Consider the following 19,679-nt stretch of genomic DNA (forward strand, 5'->3'; position numbering starts at 1 on the left):
CTCAGCCTGTTTCATCCGGAGCCGCGCTCGCGGGCGCTGCGTCTGCGTTCGTGATGCGGGCTGTGACCAGGGTGCGGACTGCTTCCACGGCTGCCGGAACGGCGCGGGACACGTCCTCGGACAGTCCCATGCCCTCGTCCGTTCGCCCCGCGATGCAGCCGACCAGGTAGGTCTCCGGCAGCGATCCGCCCAAAACACGCAGACGGCGGAGGACAGCCAGCGGGTCCATGCCATGCGGATCGAAGGCCGGATTGGCCCGCAGGCCGGCCGGCGTCAGCGGACCGCCGCTTTCCAGGTCCTCCACCCGGATCTTCAGGATCCGAAGCGTTCCCGCGCCTGCGCTCCCGTCCGCCGGGGCCGGGAGCACATCCACGAGCACCAGCGCATCCACCCCGTCGAGGAGATCGTAGGCGAGGTGCAGCCCGCGGATCCCATAGTCCCGCACCTGGACCTCCTCCGGCGCCCAGCCGGGCAGGCCGGACACCTCCTCGGCCAGCCGGCGGGCGACGGCCGGCCCAAATCCGTCGTCGCGAAGGAACACGTTCCCCACGCCCGCCACGAGGACCCCGCTCACACCGGGCCTCACATGCTCCGCATTCGCACGTAGCGCTTGATGTCCGGAATTGAACGCAGGCCGACGACGGCTGCTGCCAGGCCCGCGGCCAGCAAGAGCACGACTGTCATGATGCCCAGAGCTTTCATGGTGATGGTTCCTTTCCGTTGTCCGGGGCCGGCGCCGCGGTGAGCGGCACGAGTTCCTCGGGGGCGAAATACAGATACCGTCCGTACCACTCCTGCAGTTCGGCGGCGGGGTCGGCCTCGAGGACCACCGCGACGTGCGTTCCGCCGTCGACGTCGAAGTGGACTCCGGTGACACGCCCCGACTTGCCGGCGAAGAAGAGGTCCTGGGCGTCGGCGCGGCGCAGCGGGACAACCCGCACCCTGCTGCCGCGTGAGATCGGGACGCCGTCGATGAAGACGGTGTCCGATCCCGGATCCACGGCGGCGTCCCGGGCCGGATCCCACCACGGCGTGCCGGTGTCCGCGTCGGAGGCGCCCGGAACCGAGAATTCCGGAACTGAGAACTCCGGAACTGAGAACTCCGGATAGGCCGGGACCGCGGGGCCGGGGAAGCCGTCGCCTCCGATGCTCCCGGGTCCGCGGGGCGCACCGGCGTGCGGGTTCCGCAGGATGCCGTGCAACTGCTGGAGCTCCTCTGCCGTCATGTTTTCGCAGCGTTCGATGATCGCCGCGGCCCGGGCATCGGTTGACCGGGCCTCCGCCTTTTCCGCATCGGTCAGGGTGAGCACCCGCAAGGTCAGGATTTCATCGATCTCCGTCGCGTCGAACAGTTCCACGGTGCTTTCCGGTGCCACCGCCGGATGGTCATAGAGGATGATCGGGGACAGGAGCAGGACATCGCGCTGCCCCTCGGGGCCGGCGAGCACGGGCCAGCAGCGGTGCTGGCTGCACGAAGCCGCCGCCGCCGCTGCCCATTCCGGCGGATCGATCACCGACTGGAAGTCGGCATCGTGGACGGCGAGCAGGACATGGGCTCCGATGAACGAGTACTCGATGGCGGTACGCGTGTCGGTGGCCGCTGCCGCCGCGTTCTCCACCGTGACCCTGAGCCGCCACAGCGGCCCGTGGGCCGGCTCCGCCGCTGCCGCGGCATCTGCTCCGGCGACCTGCCCCTGCGCCACCACTTGCGCCGCCAGCAGGCGCACCTCGCCACGAAGCTCCCGCCGCCGGCGCACAAGCCGGCCGGCAATGGCGCCGGCGGAATCCAGCACGGGCTCGATGTCCTCGTTCGCCGGCACGTTCACCGGCGCGGACACGCCGGCGGCAAGCTGGCCGAGGCTGTACGGCCCGAGGGTGATCTCCTGATCCGTTGCCTCGTCCCAGCTAAGCCAGCGGGAGGCGCCGACGGTGAGTTCGTCGACGGGCGTGAATCCGCCGTCATCCGCGCGTTCGGCGGACCGTCTCTGGAGGTGCAGGAAGCGCAGGTGCACGTCGACCCGGGCCGCGGGTCCCGGCTCGAGGAGGCAATCCGCTGCCATGTCCGGCGCTTCGCCGGCACCGGATTCAGCCGCGCCCGGCGGCCCGAGCACGCCGAACTGCCAGCGGGCCTGGTTCTTGGCGGACGAGGCGCGGTAGGGGTACAGGAGGTATCCCTCGTAGAGGACGGCGTCGGCGACGGCGCGGGCCAGGCTGAGTCCGGTGTTCACGGCACCGGGTCGCCCGCCCCGGCCAGCAGCCCCTCGATAGCGGCCTCCCAGGAAATCAAGCCGTGGACCGCCTTGTACCTGGCCAGGGCCGCGAGGACGTCGCGGTCCAGGCGGATCCATCCCTGGTTCGGGAAGAATGCGTCCATCAGCGAGCGCCAGGCCGCCACGGGCAGGGCGTACCGGGTTTCCCGGTCCCAGGGAATCTGCTCGACGCCGAAGCCCGCCGCGCCGCGCGTGAAGACCGTCCCGGAGAAGAGGAACTCCAGCGGGACCGTCCCGTCCCGCAGGGAGTTCAGGTATTTTGCCGCTGCGACGTCGAAGTCGAACGTGCAGGGCAGCGGCAGGTCAACGTCGGCACTGTCCGCAAATCCCTGGACCAGGACGCCGCTGTGCATCCAGATGAAGGGCTTGAGTGTGGTGGGCCACCGTCCGCGGGTGCCGAAGAGTTCCAGCAGCCCGGCTTCCTCGTCGGCATCGTAGCCGCGGCGCTGGGCCAGGATCCGCACCTGGCACCGCAGGGCCATGGCATGGACAGCGGCGCCACTCTTCTCCTGGATCCGCAGGCGCGCGGTCAGCTGGGGTGCGGCCGCGTAGGGCTCCGGGGCGATGTCCAGCACACTGAATTCGAGCTCAACCATGGCGTCCCTCCAAGTCTGCCGCGGGGGCGCCCGGCCTGCTGCGGCGGCTGATCCGGTCGAAGAATCCCGCGAGCTCCTGGCGGGACTCCTGGCCGCCGTCGAAGCCTTTCCATACCCGCCGCAGGCGGCCCACCAGCTCGTAGCACGCATCGATGGGGACCAGGTGGCAGTCCGCCCGGTCCCGGTCGGGGCCGGGGGCGCGGATCAGCAGGGCTTCCGTGTCGGGGGCGAGCACGGTGATGGCCGGGTTGGCCGCCTCGACCAACGCCCAGGCAGCCAGGGGAAGTTCGGACTCCGTGGCGCCCGCGGGGCTCGGGTAGAAAGCGGCCGTCCGGCCAAGAGTCGAGTTGAAGAAGAAGAATGCCAGCCCCACCGGGATTTCCAGCTCGTCCCACTGGGCCTGGCCGAGCTCGAAGGGTTCGAATGAGAGGTAGCGGTCAGGGACGGAGCGGTAGCGCAGATGGGCCGACGAGTCCGTGAACAGCAGATAGCAGGGCCGGCACGTGCACAGCAGGGAGCGGCCCTCCAGATCCACCACGTGCTGGTGGACTTCCGGGATGGGCTCCGCGCACATCTCGCAGCGCTCGCCGGCAGGCTGGGCCGGGCGGGTGGACGTTATCCGGCGGAGCACGGCCAGCGCCGACGCGCTGTTTCCGGCCCTGTTGTTTCCGGCGCTGTTGTTTCCGGCGCTGCCGGGCGGCTGACTCCCGGTTCCCGGCGTCGCCGTCATGCCCTGCTCCGTTCCCGTGCCGCGGAATTCATGTGCCGGCATCTCACAGAGGGTCCGCGGTGGTGGGGACGGCCACGGAGGGAACCCCGTCGCGGAGCAGCAGCGGAAGGGGATCAAGATGCAGCCCCTTGTCCTCGAGGCAGGCCCCGGCCTTCCGGACGTCGAAGTGGCTGCGGCAGTGCGGGCAGCGCAACAGCCCCCCGCCCACCGGGGCAGCCAGCGCCCGCTGCAGCGAGGCGCCCGGCATGGTGTGGGTGCACCGCGGGCAGCGGTCCACAAACGCGTAGATGTCCGGGCCGATCCGGCACGTGAGCACGTCCACGCCAGCCACCAGGAAGCCGGCCACGGCTCCGGACTCCAGCTCAGCGAGGGCCGGGACCGCCTGCCACGTGCCTGGGGCCGGTGTGCCGGAGTCGGGGACCGCCCAGTCCGGCGCGGCACTGCGAATGCCGCCGTCGGGCGGGCCGCCCAGCCCGTCCAGCCGCGAGCGCAGGGCGCCGACCGGGATGAGGGCGGGAACGGCGGCGGGGGCCGCTTCATCCACTTCGATGCCGGTCACCTCGGGCGCCGCAGATTCGATCGCGTCCTCGACGGCGAGCTTGAGCGTCACCGACGACGACGGACAGCCCTGGCAGCTGCCCAGCAGCCTCAGCCGGACGACGCCTTCTTCGCTGATGCCGAGCAGTTCCACATCGCCGCCGTGCGAGCCGAGGTAGGGCCGGACCGAGTCCAGGGCGCCGGCAATCCTGCCGGGCAGGTCCACGGGGTGCAGCCCGTGGATCAGGAGCAGGCCCGACACCAACGGGTCGGACGTGAGGGCGGACAGCGTTCCGGGCCCGAGCGCACCCTGCGAATCGAGCACGTGCAGGATCCGTTCCAGCCCGGCACCGTACAGTTCCGTCACCTGCCGGACCAGTTCTTCCGCCCGGTCCCGGGCCACCGGACCGCCCGAGCCCAGCGCGTCCAGGAGGGAACTGATCCGTTCACCGGCCGAGCCCAACAGATTCTCCCGGTCCATGGCGGGCTACTCACCGGTGAGCGACTGCGTGGGGGAGTGCAGCAAGTCCAGCGTCTGCCCGTCGCCGAGATACATGTGGACGCCGCACGGCAGGCAGGGGTCGAAGCTGCGGACGGTGCGCATGATGTCGATGCCCTTGAAATGGTCGCGGTCGTTCTCCTCGAAGATGGGCTGGCCCTGCACCGCGTCCTCATACGGGCCCGGTGTTCCCTCGGAGTCGCGCGGGCTGGCGTTCCACGGCGTCGGCGGATAGGGATGGTAGTTGGCGATCTTGCCGTCGCGGATCACCATGTGGTGCGAGAGCACGCCGCGGACGGCTTCGGTGAAGCCGCAGCTGATGGCTTCCTCCGGCACCTCGAAGGACTCCCACGTCTTGGTGCGGCCGGCCCGGATTTCCTCGAGCGCCTTTTCGGCGAAGTGCAGGGCGGCGGCGGCCGCGTAGGCCTGGAAATAGGTCCGGGCGCGGTTCCGCTCCAGCGTGTTGCTCCACTGCGGGATCTTCCATTCCAGGGTCACCGGGCCCTTCAGCGCAGTCTTGGGCAGCTCGATCTGGACGCTGCTGCCCGTTGACTTGAGGTAGCCGGTGTCGACGAAGCCGGCAAGGGCGGTCGACCAGAGCCGGGCCAGCGGGCCGCCGCCGGTATCCAGCGCCAGGTTGCTTTCGCCGTCATTCCACCGCGGTGACATCACCCAGCTGTACTTGTCCTCGAGGTCACGCTTCTGCGGCCGCGGGTTGGTGTGCTGGTTCCAGGGGTGCCGGCGGTCCACCGGGTTGCCCAGCGGGTCGCGGGTGACGAACATTTCCTGGTCGCCCCAGTCCTCGTAGTAAGACGAGCCCAGCATGATCCGGATCCCCAGGTTGATGCGCACCAGGTCCGTGGTCACGAGTTTGCCGTCCACCACGACGCCGGGCGTGACGAACATCTTCCGGCCCCACTCCGTCATGTCCTTGTAGGCGAAATTGCAGAACTCCGGGTCCTGGAAGGACCCCCAGCAGCCCAGCAGGGTGCGCCGCAGCCCTACCTGCTCGTACCCGGGCAGGGCCGCATAGAAGAAGTCGAAGAGGTCATCGTGCATCGGCACGACCTTCTTCATGAACTCCACGTACCGCATGAGCCGGGTGATGTAGTCCGTCATCAGCTGGATCGTCGCCACGGTGCCCACGCCGCCGGGATACAGCGTGGAGGGATGGACATGCCGGCCCTCCATCAGGCAGAACATTTCCCTGGTCATCCGGCTCACTTGCAGTGCCTCGCGGTAGAACTCCCCGGTAAACGGGTTCAGCGAGCGCATGATGTCCGCGATGGTGCGGTAGCCGTGCGCGGCTGCCTGCGGGGCCGGTGTGTTCTCGGCTTTGGCCAGCACCGACGGGTTGGTTTCGGAGACCATCTTCTCGCAGTAGTCCACGCCGACCAGGTTCTCCTGGAAGATGTTGTGGTCAAACATGTACTCGGCAGCCTCGCCCAGGTTGACGATCCATTCGCCGAGGTGGGGCGGCTTCACGCCGTAGGCCATGTTCTGCGCGTAACAGGAACAGGTGGCGTGGTTGTCGCCACAGATTCCGCAGATCCGGCTCGTGATGAAGTGTGCGTCCCGGGGGTCCTTGCCGCGCATGAAGATGGAATAGCCGCGGAAAATCGAGGACGTGCTGTGGCATTCCACCACTTGGTTGTTCTTGAAATCGACCTTGGTGTAGATGCCGAGGCTGCCGACGATCCTTGTGATCGGGTCCCAGGCCATCTCTACCAGGTTCTCGCCCGCGGTACCGTCCGCTGAGGGCATCGGAATCGTCGAAGTCATTGCATTGCCTCTCTGCCTAGCGTCCCTACCAGGTCCGCTTGGCGCCGGTCAGCAGATCATTACCGGGTTTGCGCCAGCGGGGTTCCTGGTCCAGCGTGTGCTTCGTGATGTTCCGCAGTGTCCTGATGGTCTTGCCGTACGGCATGATCGAGGCGGTCGACAGCTTGCCGCCGGGAGGTTCGTCCATGAACGGCATGAATTTGTCCGGGAAGCCCGGCATGGTGCAACCGATGCAGATGCCGCCCACGTTGGGGCAGCCGCCGATTCCGTTCATCCAGCCGCGTTTGGGCACGTTGCACTTGACCACCGGCCCCCAGCAGCCGAGCTTGACAATGCACTTCGGGGACCCGTATTCGGTGGCGAAGTCGCCCTGTTCGTAGTACCCCGCGCGGTCGCATCCCTCGTGCACCGTCTGGCCAAACAGCCAGGTCGGCCGGAGCGCCTCATCCAGGGGAATCATGGGGGCCTGTCCGGTGGCCTGATACAGCAGGTACGTCATGGTTTCGGAAAGGTTGTCCGGCTGGATGGGGCAGCCCGGGACGCACACGATCGGGATCCCGGCTTTGGAGCGCCAGTCATACCCGAGATAGTCGGGCACCCCCATGGCGCCGGTGGGGTTTCCGGCCATGGCATGGATGCCGCCGTAGGTCGCACAGGTCCCGGCGGCGATGATCGCCGTCGCCTTGGGCGCCAGCCGGTCCAGCCACTCGCTGGTGGTGATCGGCTGTCCGGTGTCGAGGTTGTTGCCGAAGGCCGCCCAGTAGCCGCCCGCGGCGTGCAGCTTTTCATTCGGGATGGACCCCTCCACCACCAGCACAAACGGCTCCAGCTCGCCGCGGTCCGCCTTGCGGAACCACTCGAGGAAGTCGTCGGCGCCTTGCTGCGGGCCGCATTCGAAGTCGATCAGCGGCCAGTGCATGGCAATCTTGGGTAGTCCGGGAAGCGCCCCAAGGGCTATCTCCTCGACGCTTGGTTGGGTTGCCGCCGTCAGGGCCACGGAGTCACCGTCGCAACTGAGTCCGGCATTGATCCACAGGACGTGGATCAAGGTTTCTTCCGCTTTCAATGCAGTAGCTGTAGGCATCGTTGCCTCCTTCGGAGCCCGCCCTGTGGCCGCGGCTCGAATGTTGCGTCAACGGTCAAACGCGTAGTCCGCCAGAGCGCGGCGCACTCCCGGCGGCAGCCGCCGCCGGGTGGGGATTCTTCCGGATCCACTCCAGCCAGCCGTCCATGCCGTCGCCGGTGGTAGCTGACAGGGCCAGGACGTCGACGGCGGGATTCAGCAGGCGCGCCTGGCGCACGCAACGCTCGACGTCGAACTCCACATAGGGGAGCAGGTCTGCTTTGTTGATGATCACCAGGTCGGCAGCCAGGAACATGTGGGGGTATTTCTGCGGTTTGTCATCGCCCTCCGTAACTGAGATCACGACGACCCGGGCCGATTCGCCGAGGTCGAACAATGCCGGGCACACCAGGTTGCCCACGTTTTCGATGAAGAGTGTCGATCCGGGGACCGGATCCAGCGCGCCCAGCGCCCGCTGCAGCATCCCGGCATCCAGGTGGCAGCCTGCCCCGGTGTTGATTTGGATCACCGGCCGTCCGGTGGACCGGATCCGGTCGGCGTCCAGCGAGGTCTCCTGGTCCCCTTCGATCACACCAATGTCCAGCTCACCGGCAAGTTCCCTGATGGTCCGGACCAGGAGCGTGGTCTTGCCGGCCCCTGGGGAACTCATGACATTGAAGGCGTGGATGCCGCGTCCTTCCAGCCAACCCCGGTTCCGTGCGGCCAGGAGGTCGTTCTTGGCGAGCAGGTTCTCCTCCAGGGAGATGAGGGTCCGTCCCTCCGCCGTGGGGCTGTGCCCGGCGTCGGCTGTCCCGGGGGATTGGGGATGCTGCTGGCCGTGATCGTGCGGATGCCCGTGCTCGTGATCGTGGGCGTGCTGATGGCTGTGATCGTGCTCGTGATCGTGCGGATGATCGTGATCGTGGGGATGGCCGTGATCGTGCGGGGCCGCAGCAGCGGGCAAGATGTCGTGCACAGTGCCGTCGAGGTCCGAAACTCTGGTGCCGGCGTCGTCGCCGCATCCGCACGTCGCACACATGTCTACGCAACCTCCACCGAGGTGACCAGGAGCTCCCGGCCACTGACGACTTCGACATCGGCACTGCCACAGGGGCAGAGCAGAAACATGTCCTCAAGGACGAACTCGTCGCGGCAGCTGCGGCATCTGGCCCGGCCCTCGGATTCATCGATCGTCAGGGTTGCCCCGGCCAGCGGCGTGTCAGCTGAAACGACTTCGAAGCAAAAGCGCACGGCGTCCGGGAGGACGCCGCTCAAGGGTCCGATCCGCAGGTTGACGCCCGTCACGGAGCGGCCACCGGTCCGGTCCAGGACCGCCTCCACAAGACTTTGCGTGATCGAAAGTTCGTGCATGAGCCGCTGCCACCTCGTCGTTTCAATGTAGGCCTGCGGGGTACAAACTTCAATATGTCCGGGGCCGCCGGAGGCCGGAACCGGCCGCCTGCTTCACCGCTCCCGGCGCGCCTGCGGGCGTCCCCCTTGGTGTCCCTCCGGGCCTGTCTGCCGGCACGCCCGGGCTGCCGTGACAGCCGGGTGGCAACCTTCGACTTCAACCCGAACGTCAAGGCACAGCCTCCGGCGCAGTGTCAAGGTCCGGCGAATACCGTGTCGGGCGCTGTAACCTTGGGAGGAACGCGCTGGGCTCCGGGAGCCCGGAGGCGGCAAAATGAAGCACGACAATCACCGTCATCGAAAGTGTGGATAGATACGTGAGCAGCGAACAGGGTTCAGCAACTCTGGAAGGCACCGAACTCGATCTGGAAGACGCCGTCATGGGCCCCACCGGGCGGCCCCAACGCGACTTTCCGGAGCCCGCGCCGCTGTCCTCCCACGGTCCTGCGCGGGTTATCGCCATGGTGAACCAGAAGGGCGGGGTGGGCAAAACCACGTCCACGATCAACCTCGCCGCCGCCCTGGCCGAATACGGCCGCCGCGTGCTCTTGGTCGACTTCGATCCGCAGGGTGCCCTGTCCGCCGGCCTGGGCACCAATCCTCACGAGCTCGACCTCACGGTGTACAACGTGCTGATGGACCGCAAGGTGGACATCCGCGACGCCATCCAGAAGACCGGCGTGGAAAACGTGGATCTGCTCCCGGCCAACATCGACCTTTCCGCCGCCGAGGTGCAGCTGGTCAATGAAGTGGCCCGCGAACAGGTGCTGGACCGGGCCTTGAAAAAGGTCGAGGACGACTACGACGTCGTCCTGATCGATTGCCAGCCCTCGCTCGGCCTGCTCACCGTCAACGCGCTGACCGCCGCCCATGGGGTCATCATCCCGCTGATCTGTGAATTCTTTGCCCTGCGCGCCGTGGCGCTGCTCGTGGAAACCATCGACAAGGTCCAGGACCGCCTCAACCCGCGCCTGCAGGTCGACGGCGTGCTCGCCACGATGTACGACGCCCGGACCCTGCACGGCCGCGAGGTGATCGCCCGCCTCGTGGAGGCCTTTGGCGACAAGGTCTTCGAAACCGTCATCAAGCGCTCGATCAAATTTGCCGACGCCACGGTCGCGGCCGAGCCCATCACAACCTACGCGGGCAACCACGTCGGGGCCGACGCCTACCGCCGCCTGGCCAAAGAGCTGATCTCGCGCGGCGGCGCGCCCTAGCCAGGGTCGTGGCAGGCGCCTTTTCTCCGCCAGCGAATCTCGACATGCCTGCGGAGCTCGACACACGCGCGGAATCCGCGCGGGCCGCGCGGCCGGAGGACCCAGCAGAACAGGGCGTCAAAAAGCCCGGATTCGAAGTGCGGCTGGCCAACTTCACCGGCCCGTTCGATCTCCTGCTCGGCCTGATCTCCAAGCACCAGCTGGACATCACCGAGGTGGCGCTGTCCACGGTCACTGACGAATTCATCAAGTACATCAGGGGCCTGCAGCAGCTGGGGGAGGAGTGGGCCCTGGATGAGGCCAGCGAATTCCTGGTGATTGCGGCCACCCTCCTGGACCTCAAGGCGGCCCGGCTGCTGCCCGCGGGCGAGGTTGAGGACGATGAGGACATTGCCCTGCTGGAGGCCCGGGACCTCCTGTTCGCCCGGCTGCTGCAGTACAAGGCGTTCAAGCAGGTGGCCGGCATGATCGGCTCCACACTCGAGCTTGAGGCCCGGCAATATCCCCGGCAGGTTGCCCTTGAGGGACACTTCGCTGCCCTGCTTCCGGAACTGCTGTGGCGGCACACCCCTGCCCAGTTCGCCTCCCTGGCCGAGGCGGCCCTCAAACCCAAGGAGGCAGCCCCCACCGAAGTAGGCCTCGCGCACCTGCACGGTGCGCCCGTCAGCGTCAAGGAACAGGCCGAGCTGCTGGGGAACCGGCTGCGGCTGGGCACGCCGCTGAGCTTCCGGGCCCTGATCGCCGACGCCGAATCCACGCTGGTGGTGGTGGCGCGGTTCCTGGCGTTGCTGGAGCTGTTCCGCGACCGGGCAGTGGGCTTTGACCAGCTGCTGCCGCTGGGGGAACTGACGGTGCACTGGACGGCCGATACCCAGGGGTGGAGCAGCGAAAACCTGAGTGAAGAATACGAGGACCAACCGTGAACGAACGACTCCCTGACGCTGCCCGCGAGGCCGGGCCGGACGCCGGGACAGACGCGCGGCCGGACGTCGCGAGCCTGCCAGGGGGTGCCCGCGCGGCCCTCGAAGCGGTCCTGATGGTGATCGACGAACCGGCCACGGCCCAGGCCCTGGCAGCCGGACTGAACCTGACGGTCGACGTCGTCGAGACCCTGCTGGCTGAACTGCAGCGGGAGTATAACGGTTATACTGTTAATGCCCCGGATGTGGACGATGCCAGTTTGAACGGCTTCAGCGCCACCGCCCGGGGTTTTGAATTGCGGAATATCGCCGGAGGCTGGCGGATCTATTCCCGCGCTGAATTCGCCGAGATCGTTGGCGAATTCGTGCTGGAAGGACAGACGGCCAGGCTGACGCAGGCGGCGCTCGAAACGCTCGCCGTCATCGCTTACCGCCAGCCCGTATCTAGGGCGCGGGTGTCTGCAATTCGAGGAGTCAACGTTGACTCTGTCGTGCGGACGCTGACGCAGCGGGGGCTGATCGAGGACTCGGGAACCGATCCTGAATCCGGAGCAATCCTGTACCGCACGACGTCGTATTTCCTGGAGCGAATGGGAATCGGCTCGGTGGCGGAATTGCCACAGCTTTCACCCCACCTTCCGGGGCTTGAAGGCATCGAAGAGTTTTACGACGCTGGAAGAATGTAGGCAGGAACAACTGCCTGCGCACGAGTATCCACTAGGGCAGAATCATTTTGCCCAGTCGGCGGGTGTTGTCGGGAGACAGCGGCCGTCGGCCAACAAACGAAGGACGGGTCATGACACAGGCGGGACGCCAGGGTTCACCACGTAACAGTTCGGGACGTAACAGTGCCGGACAAAACTCAGCGCAAGGCTCAGGCCGCGGCGCACAGGGCGGTTCGGGCCGCAGCGGCGGAGCCGACTACAAGGGCGGCGCAGGCCGCAGCTCCCAGGGCGGCGCAGGCCGCAGCGGCGGAGCCGGCTACAAGGGCGGCGGAGACCGCCCCTTCAAGCACCCCAAGCCTCGCGAAGAGGCCTTCATCGATCCGGACCTGCAGGGTCCGGACGGCGCGCCGTCGGCCGCCCGCCCGGCTTCCGCTGACTGGAAGTCGAAAGCGCCTTCCGGCAAGGAGGCCGCCCGCAAGGCAGCAGCCCGCAAGCCCGGCTTCGGCAAGGCCCCCGGCACTCCCGGCGCCCTCAAACCCAAGCCGCGCGTCGGCGCCGGAGCGGCCAAGGCCACCGGTTCCCGCGCCTTCGGCAGTGAACGCTTCGGCCAGAACCTCGGGCCCGTGCGCAAGCCGGCCCGCAAGCGCGGACCCCGAGCCGAGGTGCCGCAGTCTGAGCTGCACGACGCCGACGGCACCCGCCTCCAGAAGGTCATGGCTTCCGCCGGCGTCGCCTCACGGCGGGTCTGCGAGGAAATGATCGCCGAGGGCCGCGTCGAGGTCGACGGCCAGGTGGTCACCGAACTCGGCGTGCGCGTCGACCCGAAGACGGCAGTGATCCACGTCGACGGACTGCGCATCCAGCTGGACGAGAACATGGTCTACATGGTCTTCAACAAGCCCAAGGGCGTTGTCTCCACCATGGAGGACCCGGACGGCCGCCCGTGCATCAGCGACTTTGTCCGCAACCACCACGGCGAACGCCTCTTCCACGTGGGCCGGCTTGACGTCGCCACCGAAGGGCTGCTGCTGCTGACGAACGACGGCGAGCTCGCCAACCGCCTGACGCACCCGTCCTATGAAGTGCCCAAGACCTACCTCGTGCAGGTCCGCGGGCCCTTCCCGCAGGGCGTGGGCGCCGAACTCAAGGGCGGCGTCGAACTCGAGGACGGCATCGCCTCGGTGGACTCCTTCAAGCTCGTCGACTCGACCCCGGGCCACGTGCTGATCGAGGTCGTGCTGCACTCGGGCAAGAACCGGATCGTCCGGCGCATGTTCGACGCCGTCGGCTTCCCCGTGCTGCGCCTGGTGCGCGTCAAGGTCGGCCCCATCGGGCTCGGCGACCAGCGCCAGGGCAGCATCCGCAACCTCGGCAAGCAGGAAGTCGGCCACCTGCTGGCCTCCGTGGGGCTGTAAGCATGTCCGCCTTCCGCACGCACGGCCGCGGCCACCTGAACGGCCCGGTGCTCGTCCTGGGCTCCGGGCTACTGGGCACCAGCATCGGGCTGGGGCTGCGCGGGCGGGGCGTCCCCGTGTTCCTCTCGGATCCCTCGCCGACCAACCAGGCCGTCGCCGTCGATATCGGCGCCGGCCTGCCGCTGGCGCGCCTCGAGGGGGAGGCGCCGGAGCTCGTCGTCGTGGCCGCGCCGCCGGATGTCACGGCGGACGTCGTGGCCAAGGCGCTCCAGGACTACCCGCACGCCGTCGTGGTGGACATCGCGAGCGTGAAGGCGCAGATCCTGGCCGATCTCCGTAGCCGCGGTGCGGACCTGGGCCGCTACGTGGGGACCCACCCCATGGCCGGGCGCGAGAAATCGGGCCCGGTCGCGGCCCGGGGCGAGCTGTTCACCTCCATGCCGTGGGTCGTGTGCCCGGCGGAGGAGACACTGCCGGAGTCCCTGCGGGTGGCGCGTGCGCTGGCCGGCGATCTCGGCGCCGTCGTGTCCGAATTCGCTGCCGACGAGCACGATGCAGCCGTGGCGCTCGTCTCACACCTGCCGCAGGTGATGTCCTCGCTCGTGGCCAGCCGCCTGCAGGGCACGCCCCTGCACGCCCTGTCCCTGGCCGGCAACGGGCTGAGGGATGTCACCCGGATCGCCGCAAGCGATCCCACGCTCTGGGTCCAGATCCTGGGCGCGAACGCGGAAAAAGTGGTGGAAATCCTGCACGGAGTCCGCGAGGACCTCAACCGGCTGATCGGCACCCTGGAGGCACCGGCCGCTCCCGGCGCCCGGCTGGACCTTGCCCAGCTGATCAGCGAAGGCAACGCCGGCCAGTCCCGGATCCCGGGCAAGCACGGCGGCCCCCCGCAGGCATACTCGTGGCTGACGGTGCTGGTGGATGACACACCGGGACAGATCGCCAAGCTGCTGACCGAGATTGGCGAGATCGGCGTCAACGTCGAAGACCTCCGCCTCGACCACTCTTCGGGGCAGAATGTGGGCATGGTGGAAATTTCCGCCCTGCCCAACAAGCACGACCTTTTGATAGCAGCCCTCAACGACCGTGGATGGCGGGTACTCCAGTAATGACCCAGGAACTCATCGAGACAGTGGACGTAGTCCGCCCCGGAAAAAGCCTTGTGGTTGCCATCGACGGCCCCTCCGGCTCCGGCAAATCCAGCGTGAGCAAAGAGGTGGCCCGCCGGCTGAAACTGGCCTACCTCGACACCGGCGCGATGTACCGCGCCCTGACATGGTTCTGCCTGAAGAGCGGCACGGACCTGGACGACGGGGCCGCCGTCGAGACCGCCGCAGAGACCCTGCCGCTTGAAATCAGCACCAGCCCGCAGGAAGAGTACGTCCGCGTCGGCGGGCACGATGTCACTCTCGCCATCCGTGAACCCGCCATTTCCGCGGCAGTCAGCGCCGTCGCCACCACGCTGGGCGCGCGGACTGAACTGATCCGCCGGCAGCGCGAGCTGATCGAAAAGCACCACCGCCGCATGGTGGTCGAAGGCCGGGACATCACCACCGTCGTCGCGCCCCATGCCGAGGTGCGGATGTTGCTGACCGCCAGCGAGGAAGCCCGGCTGCGCCGCCGCGGCATCCAGTTGGGCGGCAGCCAGAATGCCGAGCAGTTGGCAGCCCAGGTCACGCACCGCGATGCCAAGGACTCCACCGTAGTGAACTTCACCACGGCCGCCGACGGCGTCGTGACCCTGGACTCCTCCGACCTGGACTTTGACGAGACGGTCCAGGCCGCCCTCGACATCGTGGACACCGTGGTCAACCACTCTCCCGTTCCGCTCCGGGCCGTCCACGGTGACTGAGGGGCGCGCCGGACTGCCGGGGACAGCGCCGGCCTCCCTGCCCGGTCAGTGGACGACGGCGTGGAGCCGGCCCGTGGGCTGGCTCCTGGACCACCTCGTCTACCGCACCTCGGTCAGCGGACGCTCCAACGTCCCCGCGGCCGGTCCCGTGATCTTCGCGGGAAACCACATCAGCTTCCTGGACGGGCCCGTCATGTTCGGCGCCTCGCCCCGGCCGATGCACATCCTCGTCAAGCAGGAGATGTTCACCGGGTTCCTCGGCCGCGTCCTGGCCGCGTCGGGCCAGTTGCCCGTCGACCGCCGCGGTGGCCGTGCGGCGCTGGCCACGGCCCGGAGCCTGCTCGACGCCGGACGGTGCGTCGGGATTCTTCCCGAAGGCACGCGGGGGAGCGGTGAGGCCGCCGCGATCAACAACGGCGTCGCCTGGCTGGCGCTTAACTCGCGCGCCACTGTGGTCCCCGTGGCCATCCTGGGCACAAGAATCGACGGCGAACACCTGGACACCGTGCCCGCACCGCGCCGGCGTCTGCATGTCAGCTTCGGCGGGGCCATCAACGTCAGCCGCAGGCCCGGCGAGACCGGGCGTGTTTCAATGGACAGGGCGGGAACCGAAATCCGGGCCGCATTAGCGCGCCATGTCCAGGACTCAGTACTAAGAACCGGGCAGCCCCTGCCCCACGCGGAATCACCGCATGAACGTCATGAAGAAGTAGCCGGGACGCCGGCAGATCACCACCTAAGGAAAGTGCAATGAGCGATACGACTCAAACCTCCGGCAATTTTGGCGCCGGCGAAGACGAATACACGCCCACCGGCACCGACCAGGTGGCTGAAAACCTTGCCGCCCTGGACGATGACGAAGCGGAACTCCGCGCGGCCTCGCTGCGTGCCGGGCTGGACGACTACGAGCTCGACGAAGACGACGCCGCGCTGCTGAGCGGCCACTTCGACGACGAGGACTTTGACGGCCCGGTCAAGCTGGACCCGGTCCTCGCCATCATCGGACGGCCCAACGTGGGCAAATCCACCCTGGTCAACAGGATCCTGGGCCGCCGCGAGGCCGTGGTCGAGGACACCCCCGGCGTCACCCGCGACCGTGTCATGTACTCGGCAAACTGGAACGGCCGCAACTTCACCGTGGTGGACACCGGCGGGTGGGAGCACGATGCCCGCGGCATCCACGCCCGTGTGGCGGAGCAGGCCGAGATGGCCGTGGAACTTGCCGACGCCGTCCTGTTCGTCGTCGACTCCGCCGTGGGCGCGACCGCGACCGACGAAGGCGTCATGAAAATGCTGCGCAAGTCGAAGAAGCCGGTCATCATGGTGGCCAACAAGGTGGACGACTTCGCCCAGGAAGCCGACTCGGCCACCCTCTGGGGCCTGGGCTTCGGCGAACCGTACCCCGTCTCGGCCCTGCACGGCCGCGGCGTGGCGGACCTCCTGGACCACGTCATGGACACCCTCCCGGAGTACTCCCTGATTGAAGGCCTCGAGCGCTCCGGTGGCCCCCGCCGCATCGCCCTGATCGGCCGCCCGAACGTCGGCAAGTCCTCGCTGCTGAACAAGCTCGCCGGTTCCGAGCGTGTGGTGGTGGACAATACCGCCGGCACCACCCGCGACCCGGTCGATGAATTCATCGAACTCGGCGGACGCACGTGGCGCTTCGTGGACACCGCCGGCATCCGGCGCCGCCAGCACATGGCCCAGGGCGCGGACTTCTACGCTTCCCTGCGCACGCAGAGCGCGCTCGAAAAGGCCGAGGTCGCCGTCGTGCTTCTGGCCGTGGACGAGGTGCTCAGCGAGCAGGACGTCCGCATCCTGCAGCTTGCCGTTGAATCCGGCCGCGCCCTGGTGCTGGCCTTCAACAAATGGGACCTCCTCGACGACGAGCGCCGCCGCTACCTGGAACGCGAAATCGAGCAGGACCTGGCACACGTGGCCTGGGCGCCGCGCGTGAACATCTCGGCCAAGACCGGCTGGCACAAGGACCGGCTCGTCCCGGCCCTGGACACCGCCCTGGAAAGCTGGGACAAGCGCATCCCCACCGGACGCCTCAACGCGTTCCTGGGCGAACTTGTCGCAGCGCACCCGCACCCGGTCCGCGGCGGCAAGCAGCCCCGCATCCTGTTCGGCACCCAGGCCTCGAGCCGGCCGCCGAAGTTCGTGCTCTTCACTACCGGATTCCTGGATCCGGGATACCGCCGCTTCATCACCCGACGCCTCCGGGAGACCTTCGGCTTCGAGGGCACGCCGATTGAGGTCAACATGCGCGTGCGCGAAAAGCGTGGCAAGAAACGTTAATTCCGACACACCTTGCCGTGACAGCCTGAAATTGTCACAGGCACCCTCCCGGATCGTGTAAGCTTTTGGAGGTGGTTCGGCCGGACTGCTTGGAAGAAAACCTGGAGCGAATCCGGGAAGACTTCCGGGCGGAGAACGGTGGAACCAGCGGGCTGTAGCGCAGCTTGGTAGCGCACTTGACTGGGGGTCAAGGGGTCGCAGGTTCAAATCCTGTCAGCCCGACCAACAGCTGAAACCCCGCCATTCCTGATGAAGGAATGGCGGGGTTTTCTGTTTCCCGGACACATCCGCTCCGTGGTGTTCCCAGGAAGGTCCGCGGTGATCCGCTATTTCAGGAAGCGGGACGTCCGGCGGTCGGCCAGGATCTTTCCTTTGGTCTGGCACGTCGGGCAGTACTGCAGGGCGGAATCGGCAAAGGAAACCTCCCGGACCGTGTCCCCGCACACCGGACACGGTTCGCCGGTCCGGCCGTGGACCCGCATGTGGCTCCGCTTGGTGTCCTTGAGCTCGTTGGGCGGCTTGCCCCTGGCCTCCGCCACCGCCGTTCCCAGAATGGTGTGGATGGCGTCGTAGAGGTGCTGCACGTGCGTCCGGTCCAGCGACCTGGCGATCGCGAACGGCGAAGTCCTGGCGGCGTGCAGGATCTCGTCACTGTACGCGTTCCCAATCCCGGCGATGATGCCCTGGCTCCTCAGGACGCCCTTGATCTGCTGGGAACTGGAGCCGAGAATCCCGGCCAGGGCATCGACGTCGAAGTCCGGACTGAACGGATCCGGTCCGAGCGCCGCGATGCCGGGCACGTCGTGCGGATCACGGACCACATAGACCGCCAGGCTCTTTTTCGTGCCCGCTTCGGTCAGGTCCATGCCCACCGGGCCGGAATCGCCCGAGAACGTCAGCCGCAGCGCGATGTGGCCCTTCCCCATTTTCAGCTGGGCGTCGGTGGGGGAGTCCGTGAAGCGGACCCAGCCGGCCCGGGCGAGGTGGAAGACAAGATGCAGCCCGTCCGCTTCCAGGCTGACAAACTTGCCGAACCTTTGCACGCCGGTGACGGCCTTGCCCTGGAGGTCGGAGTAGGGAGGGGCTGCCGTCTTGAGCACGGCGAAGGAGACCGGCTGGATTTTCCGCACCATTGCTCCGCGCAGGTGCTCGTCCAGAAAGTCCGTCAGGGCCGCAACTTCAGGAAGCTCAGGCACGGCCTAGCCCTCACGTGTCCGGACGGTCCCGGCGCCCCGGTTGTTCACATTCCCGCCCTTCAGCGGAGCATGTTCTGCCATGGCACCATCTTCGCAGATGCCTCCCCGGCCCCTGCCCGATGTGCCTATACTTTCAGCGGCGGCTAGAACAAACGACTGCCGCCGCCAGGTGATTGACCCGATGAAAGGCCCGTCATGAGCATCATTCCCGAAGACCTGTCCTACACCGCAGAACACGAATGGGTTTCGGCCCCCAACGCCGACGGGGTTGTGCGCGTGGGCATCACTGATTTTGCCCAGGACGCCCTCGGGGATGTCGTCTACGCCCAGATGCCCGAGGTCGGGACCACCATCAAGGCCAACGACGTCGTCGGAGAGGTCGAATCCACCAAGAGCGTCAGTGACATTTACGCCCCGGTGACGGGCGAGGTGGTGGCCAGGAACGAGTCGCTGGACACCGATTCCGCCCTTATCAACTCCGATCCGTACGGTGAAGGCTGGCTGATCGAAATCAAGCTCGCGGAAGCCGACGCGGTCGAGTCCTTGCTCAGTGCATCCGAGTATGAACAGCAGGTAGGCTAAAGACAGAGGTCATTCGGGCCGGGGCCGCCGGCGAGTGTTGTTGGGATAACAAAACAAAGCCGCGCCCCGCCGAAGGGCCTCATTACCGGGACTGCAAGGCTTTTCCGGACGGCATGCGTTGTTTGCAGGGGGGACACCTGCAACGAATGAGGAGGACTCAATGTTTGGGCACGAACGGAACGACACCGGTGACGGTTACGGCACGGGTGGAGTGAAGGCTTCGGAGACCACGTCGATCAACCTCACTCCGGTGCGCGACGAACCCAATTTCACGCCGAAGCTTTCGACTGAGGAACGGGCAGCGGTTGAGGCCCTTCCCTTCGGATCGGCCCTGCTCGTCGCGCACAGCGGCCCCAACGCCGGTGCGCGGTTCCTGCTGGACTCCGACGTCACCACGGCGGGCCGCCACCCGGACGCCGACATCTTCCTCGACGACGTCACTGTTTCGCGCAGGCACGTCGAATTCCGCCGTACTGCGCGCAGCTTTGAGGTTGTGGACACCGGGAGCCTGAACGGCACCTACGTCAACCACGACCGCGTGGACTCGGTGGAACTGAAGTCCGGCAACGAGGTCCAGATCGGCAAATTCCGCCTCACCTTCTACCTCAGCCCTGCCCGCGCAGCAGGCAACGTCTGATTCC

The 19,679-nt window shown here is 67.4% G+C and carries 21 protein-coding genes and 1 tRNA gene; 11 read left to right on the forward strand and 11 right to left on the reverse strand.

All coding sequences use genetic code 11. The features are described 5' to 3' along the window. Position 1: 1 nt before the first annotated feature. The 10 genes from AC1DFR_RS07025 to AC1DFR_RS07070 are packed head-to-tail and all read right to left on the reverse strand — an operon-like array spanning position 2 to position 8,848. Positions 2 to 586, reverse strand: coding sequence for a hydrogenase maturation protease (locus AC1DFR_RS07025; protein WP_476873043.1), 585 nt, complete (start codon positions 584 to 586; stop codon positions 2 to 4). Next, positions 583 to 702, reverse strand: coding sequence for a DUF6893 family small protein (locus AC1DFR_RS07030; RefSeq protein WP_018772298.1), 120 nt, complete (start codon positions 700 to 702; stop codon positions 583 to 585). Before AC1DFR_RS07030 ends, AC1DFR_RS07025 begins: the two co-directional genes overlap by 4 nt. After that, the gene (locus AC1DFR_RS07035; RefSeq protein WP_476873044.1) at positions 699 to 2,228 is read right to left on the reverse strand and encodes a hypothetical protein; all 1,530 of its coding nucleotides are present in this window, start codon (positions 2,226 to 2,228) and stop codon (positions 699 to 701) included. The genes AC1DFR_RS07030 and AC1DFR_RS07035 overlap by 4 nt, the downstream gene beginning before the upstream one ends. Further along, positions 2,225 to 2,866 (reverse strand): DUF6084 family protein, encoded by a 642-nt coding sequence (locus AC1DFR_RS07040; RefSeq protein WP_476857885.1) that lies wholly within the window; start codon positions 2,864 to 2,866, stop codon positions 2,225 to 2,227. The genes AC1DFR_RS07035 and AC1DFR_RS07040 overlap by 4 nt, the downstream gene beginning before the upstream one ends. Continuing rightward, positions 2,859 to 3,638 carry a DUF5947 family protein gene (locus tag AC1DFR_RS07045; protein WP_476873045.1) on the reverse strand — a complete coding sequence of 260 codons (780 nt, stop codon included), beginning with the start codon at positions 3,636 to 3,638 and terminating at the stop codon, positions 2,859 to 2,861. Before AC1DFR_RS07045 ends, AC1DFR_RS07040 begins: the two co-directional genes overlap by 8 nt. Position 3,639: 1 nt before the next feature. Next, positions 3,640 to 4,614, reverse strand: a complete 975-nt coding sequence (locus AC1DFR_RS07050; RefSeq protein ID WP_476873046.1) for a NifU family protein — start codon at positions 4,612 to 4,614, stop codon at positions 3,640 to 3,642. Positions 4,615 to 4,620: 6 nt separating this feature from the next. Then, complete coding sequence (locus AC1DFR_RS07055) at positions 4,621 to 6,414, reverse strand: nickel-dependent hydrogenase large subunit (protein WP_476873047.1); 1,794 nt, start codon at positions 6,412 to 6,414, stop codon at positions 4,621 to 4,623. 25 nt (positions 6,415 to 6,439) lie between these two features. Beyond that, positions 6,440 to 7,498, reverse strand: a complete 1,059-nt coding sequence (locus AC1DFR_RS07060; protein WP_476850398.1) for an NADH-quinone oxidoreductase subunit B family protein — start codon at positions 7,496 to 7,498, stop codon at positions 6,440 to 6,442. A 55-nt stretch (positions 7,499 to 7,553) separates the two neighbouring features. Continuing rightward, on the reverse strand, positions 7,554 to 8,516 hold the full coding sequence (gene hypB, locus AC1DFR_RS07065) for a hydrogenase nickel incorporation protein HypB (protein ID WP_476873048.1): 963 nt from the start codon (positions 8,514 to 8,516) through the stop codon (positions 7,554 to 7,556). A gap of 2 nt (positions 8,517 to 8,518) precedes the next feature. Further along, the gene (locus tag AC1DFR_RS07070; protein ID WP_028275916.1) at positions 8,519 to 8,848 is read right to left on the reverse strand and encodes a hydrogenase maturation nickel metallochaperone HypA/HybF; all 330 of its coding nucleotides are present in this window, start codon (positions 8,846 to 8,848) and stop codon (positions 8,519 to 8,521) included. 356 nt (positions 8,849 to 9,204) lie between these two features. Between AC1DFR_RS07070 and AC1DFR_RS07075 the strand changes: the two genes are divergently transcribed. The 9 genes from AC1DFR_RS07075 to AC1DFR_RS07115 all read left to right on the forward strand — a co-directional run bounded on the left by AC1DFR_RS07075 (position 9,205) and on the right by AC1DFR_RS07115 (position 17,485). After that, positions 9,205 to 10,104 (forward strand): ParA family protein, encoded by a 900-nt coding sequence (locus AC1DFR_RS07075; protein WP_018772307.1) that lies wholly within the window; start codon positions 9,205 to 9,207, stop codon positions 10,102 to 10,104. 44 nt (positions 10,105 to 10,148) lie between these two features. Further along, positions 10,149 to 11,027 carry a segregation and condensation protein A gene (locus AC1DFR_RS07080; RefSeq protein WP_476873049.1) on the forward strand — a complete coding sequence of 293 codons (879 nt, stop codon included), beginning with the start codon at positions 10,149 to 10,151 and terminating at the stop codon, positions 11,025 to 11,027. Continuing rightward, the gene (scpB, locus tag AC1DFR_RS07085) at positions 11,024 to 11,710 is read left to right on the forward strand and encodes an SMC-Scp complex subunit ScpB (protein WP_459384365.1); all 687 of its coding nucleotides are present in this window, start codon (positions 11,024 to 11,026) and stop codon (positions 11,708 to 11,710) included. Before AC1DFR_RS07080 ends, scpB begins: the two co-directional genes overlap by 4 nt. 110 nt (positions 11,711 to 11,820) lie before the next feature. After that, positions 11,821 to 13,104: a pseudouridine synthase gene (locus tag AC1DFR_RS07090; RefSeq protein WP_476873050.1), complete on the forward strand. Its 1,284-nt coding sequence runs from the start codon at positions 11,821 to 11,823 to the stop codon at positions 13,102 to 13,104. Between the two features lie 2 nt (positions 13,105 to 13,106). Next, entirely contained in the window at positions 13,107 to 14,216 is a 1,110-nt protein-coding gene (locus tag AC1DFR_RS07095; RefSeq protein ID WP_476873051.1) for a prephenate dehydrogenase, read from the forward strand. Beyond that, positions 14,216 to 14,959, forward strand: coding sequence for a (d)CMP kinase (cmk, locus tag AC1DFR_RS07100; protein WP_476873052.1), 744 nt, complete (start codon positions 14,216 to 14,218; stop codon positions 14,957 to 14,959). Before AC1DFR_RS07095 ends, cmk begins: the two co-directional genes overlap by 1 nt. 73 nt (positions 14,960 to 15,032) lie before the next feature. After that, entirely contained in the window at positions 15,033 to 15,713 is a 681-nt protein-coding gene (locus tag AC1DFR_RS07105; RefSeq protein ID WP_476850474.1) for a lysophospholipid acyltransferase family protein, read from the forward strand. Then, complete coding sequence (der, locus tag AC1DFR_RS07110; protein WP_028275909.1) at positions 15,710 to 17,260, forward strand: ribosome biogenesis GTPase Der; 1,551 nt, start codon at positions 15,710 to 15,712, stop codon at positions 17,258 to 17,260. The genes AC1DFR_RS07105 and der overlap by 4 nt, the downstream gene beginning before the upstream one ends. Positions 17,261 to 17,408: 148 nt before the next feature. Then, a tRNA-Pro gene (locus tag AC1DFR_RS07115) sits at positions 17,409 to 17,485 on the forward strand. 101 nt (positions 17,486 to 17,586) lie between these two features. On the opposite strand, the gene AC1DFR_RS07120 is transcribed toward AC1DFR_RS07115, so the two are convergent. Next, positions 17,587 to 18,456, reverse strand: coding sequence for an Fpg/Nei family DNA glycosylase (locus AC1DFR_RS07120; RefSeq protein WP_476873053.1), 870 nt, complete (start codon positions 18,454 to 18,456; stop codon positions 17,587 to 17,589). Positions 18,457 to 18,651: 195 nt separating this feature from the next. Here AC1DFR_RS07120 and gcvH point away from each other — a divergent pair, with 195 nt between their 5' ends. Continuing rightward, positions 18,652 to 19,038, forward strand: a complete 387-nt coding sequence (gcvH, locus tag AC1DFR_RS07125) for a glycine cleavage system protein GcvH (RefSeq protein ID WP_079553886.1) — start codon at positions 18,652 to 18,654, stop codon at positions 19,036 to 19,038. Positions 19,039 to 19,198: 160 nt separating this feature from the next. Further along, positions 19,199 to 19,675, forward strand: coding sequence for an FHA domain-containing protein (locus AC1DFR_RS07130; protein ID WP_028275906.1), 477 nt, complete (start codon positions 19,199 to 19,201; stop codon positions 19,673 to 19,675). Positions 19,676 to 19,679: the final 4 nt, after the last annotated feature.

The sequence above is a fragment of the Arthrobacter sp. 05T410 genome, assembly GCF_056396505.1.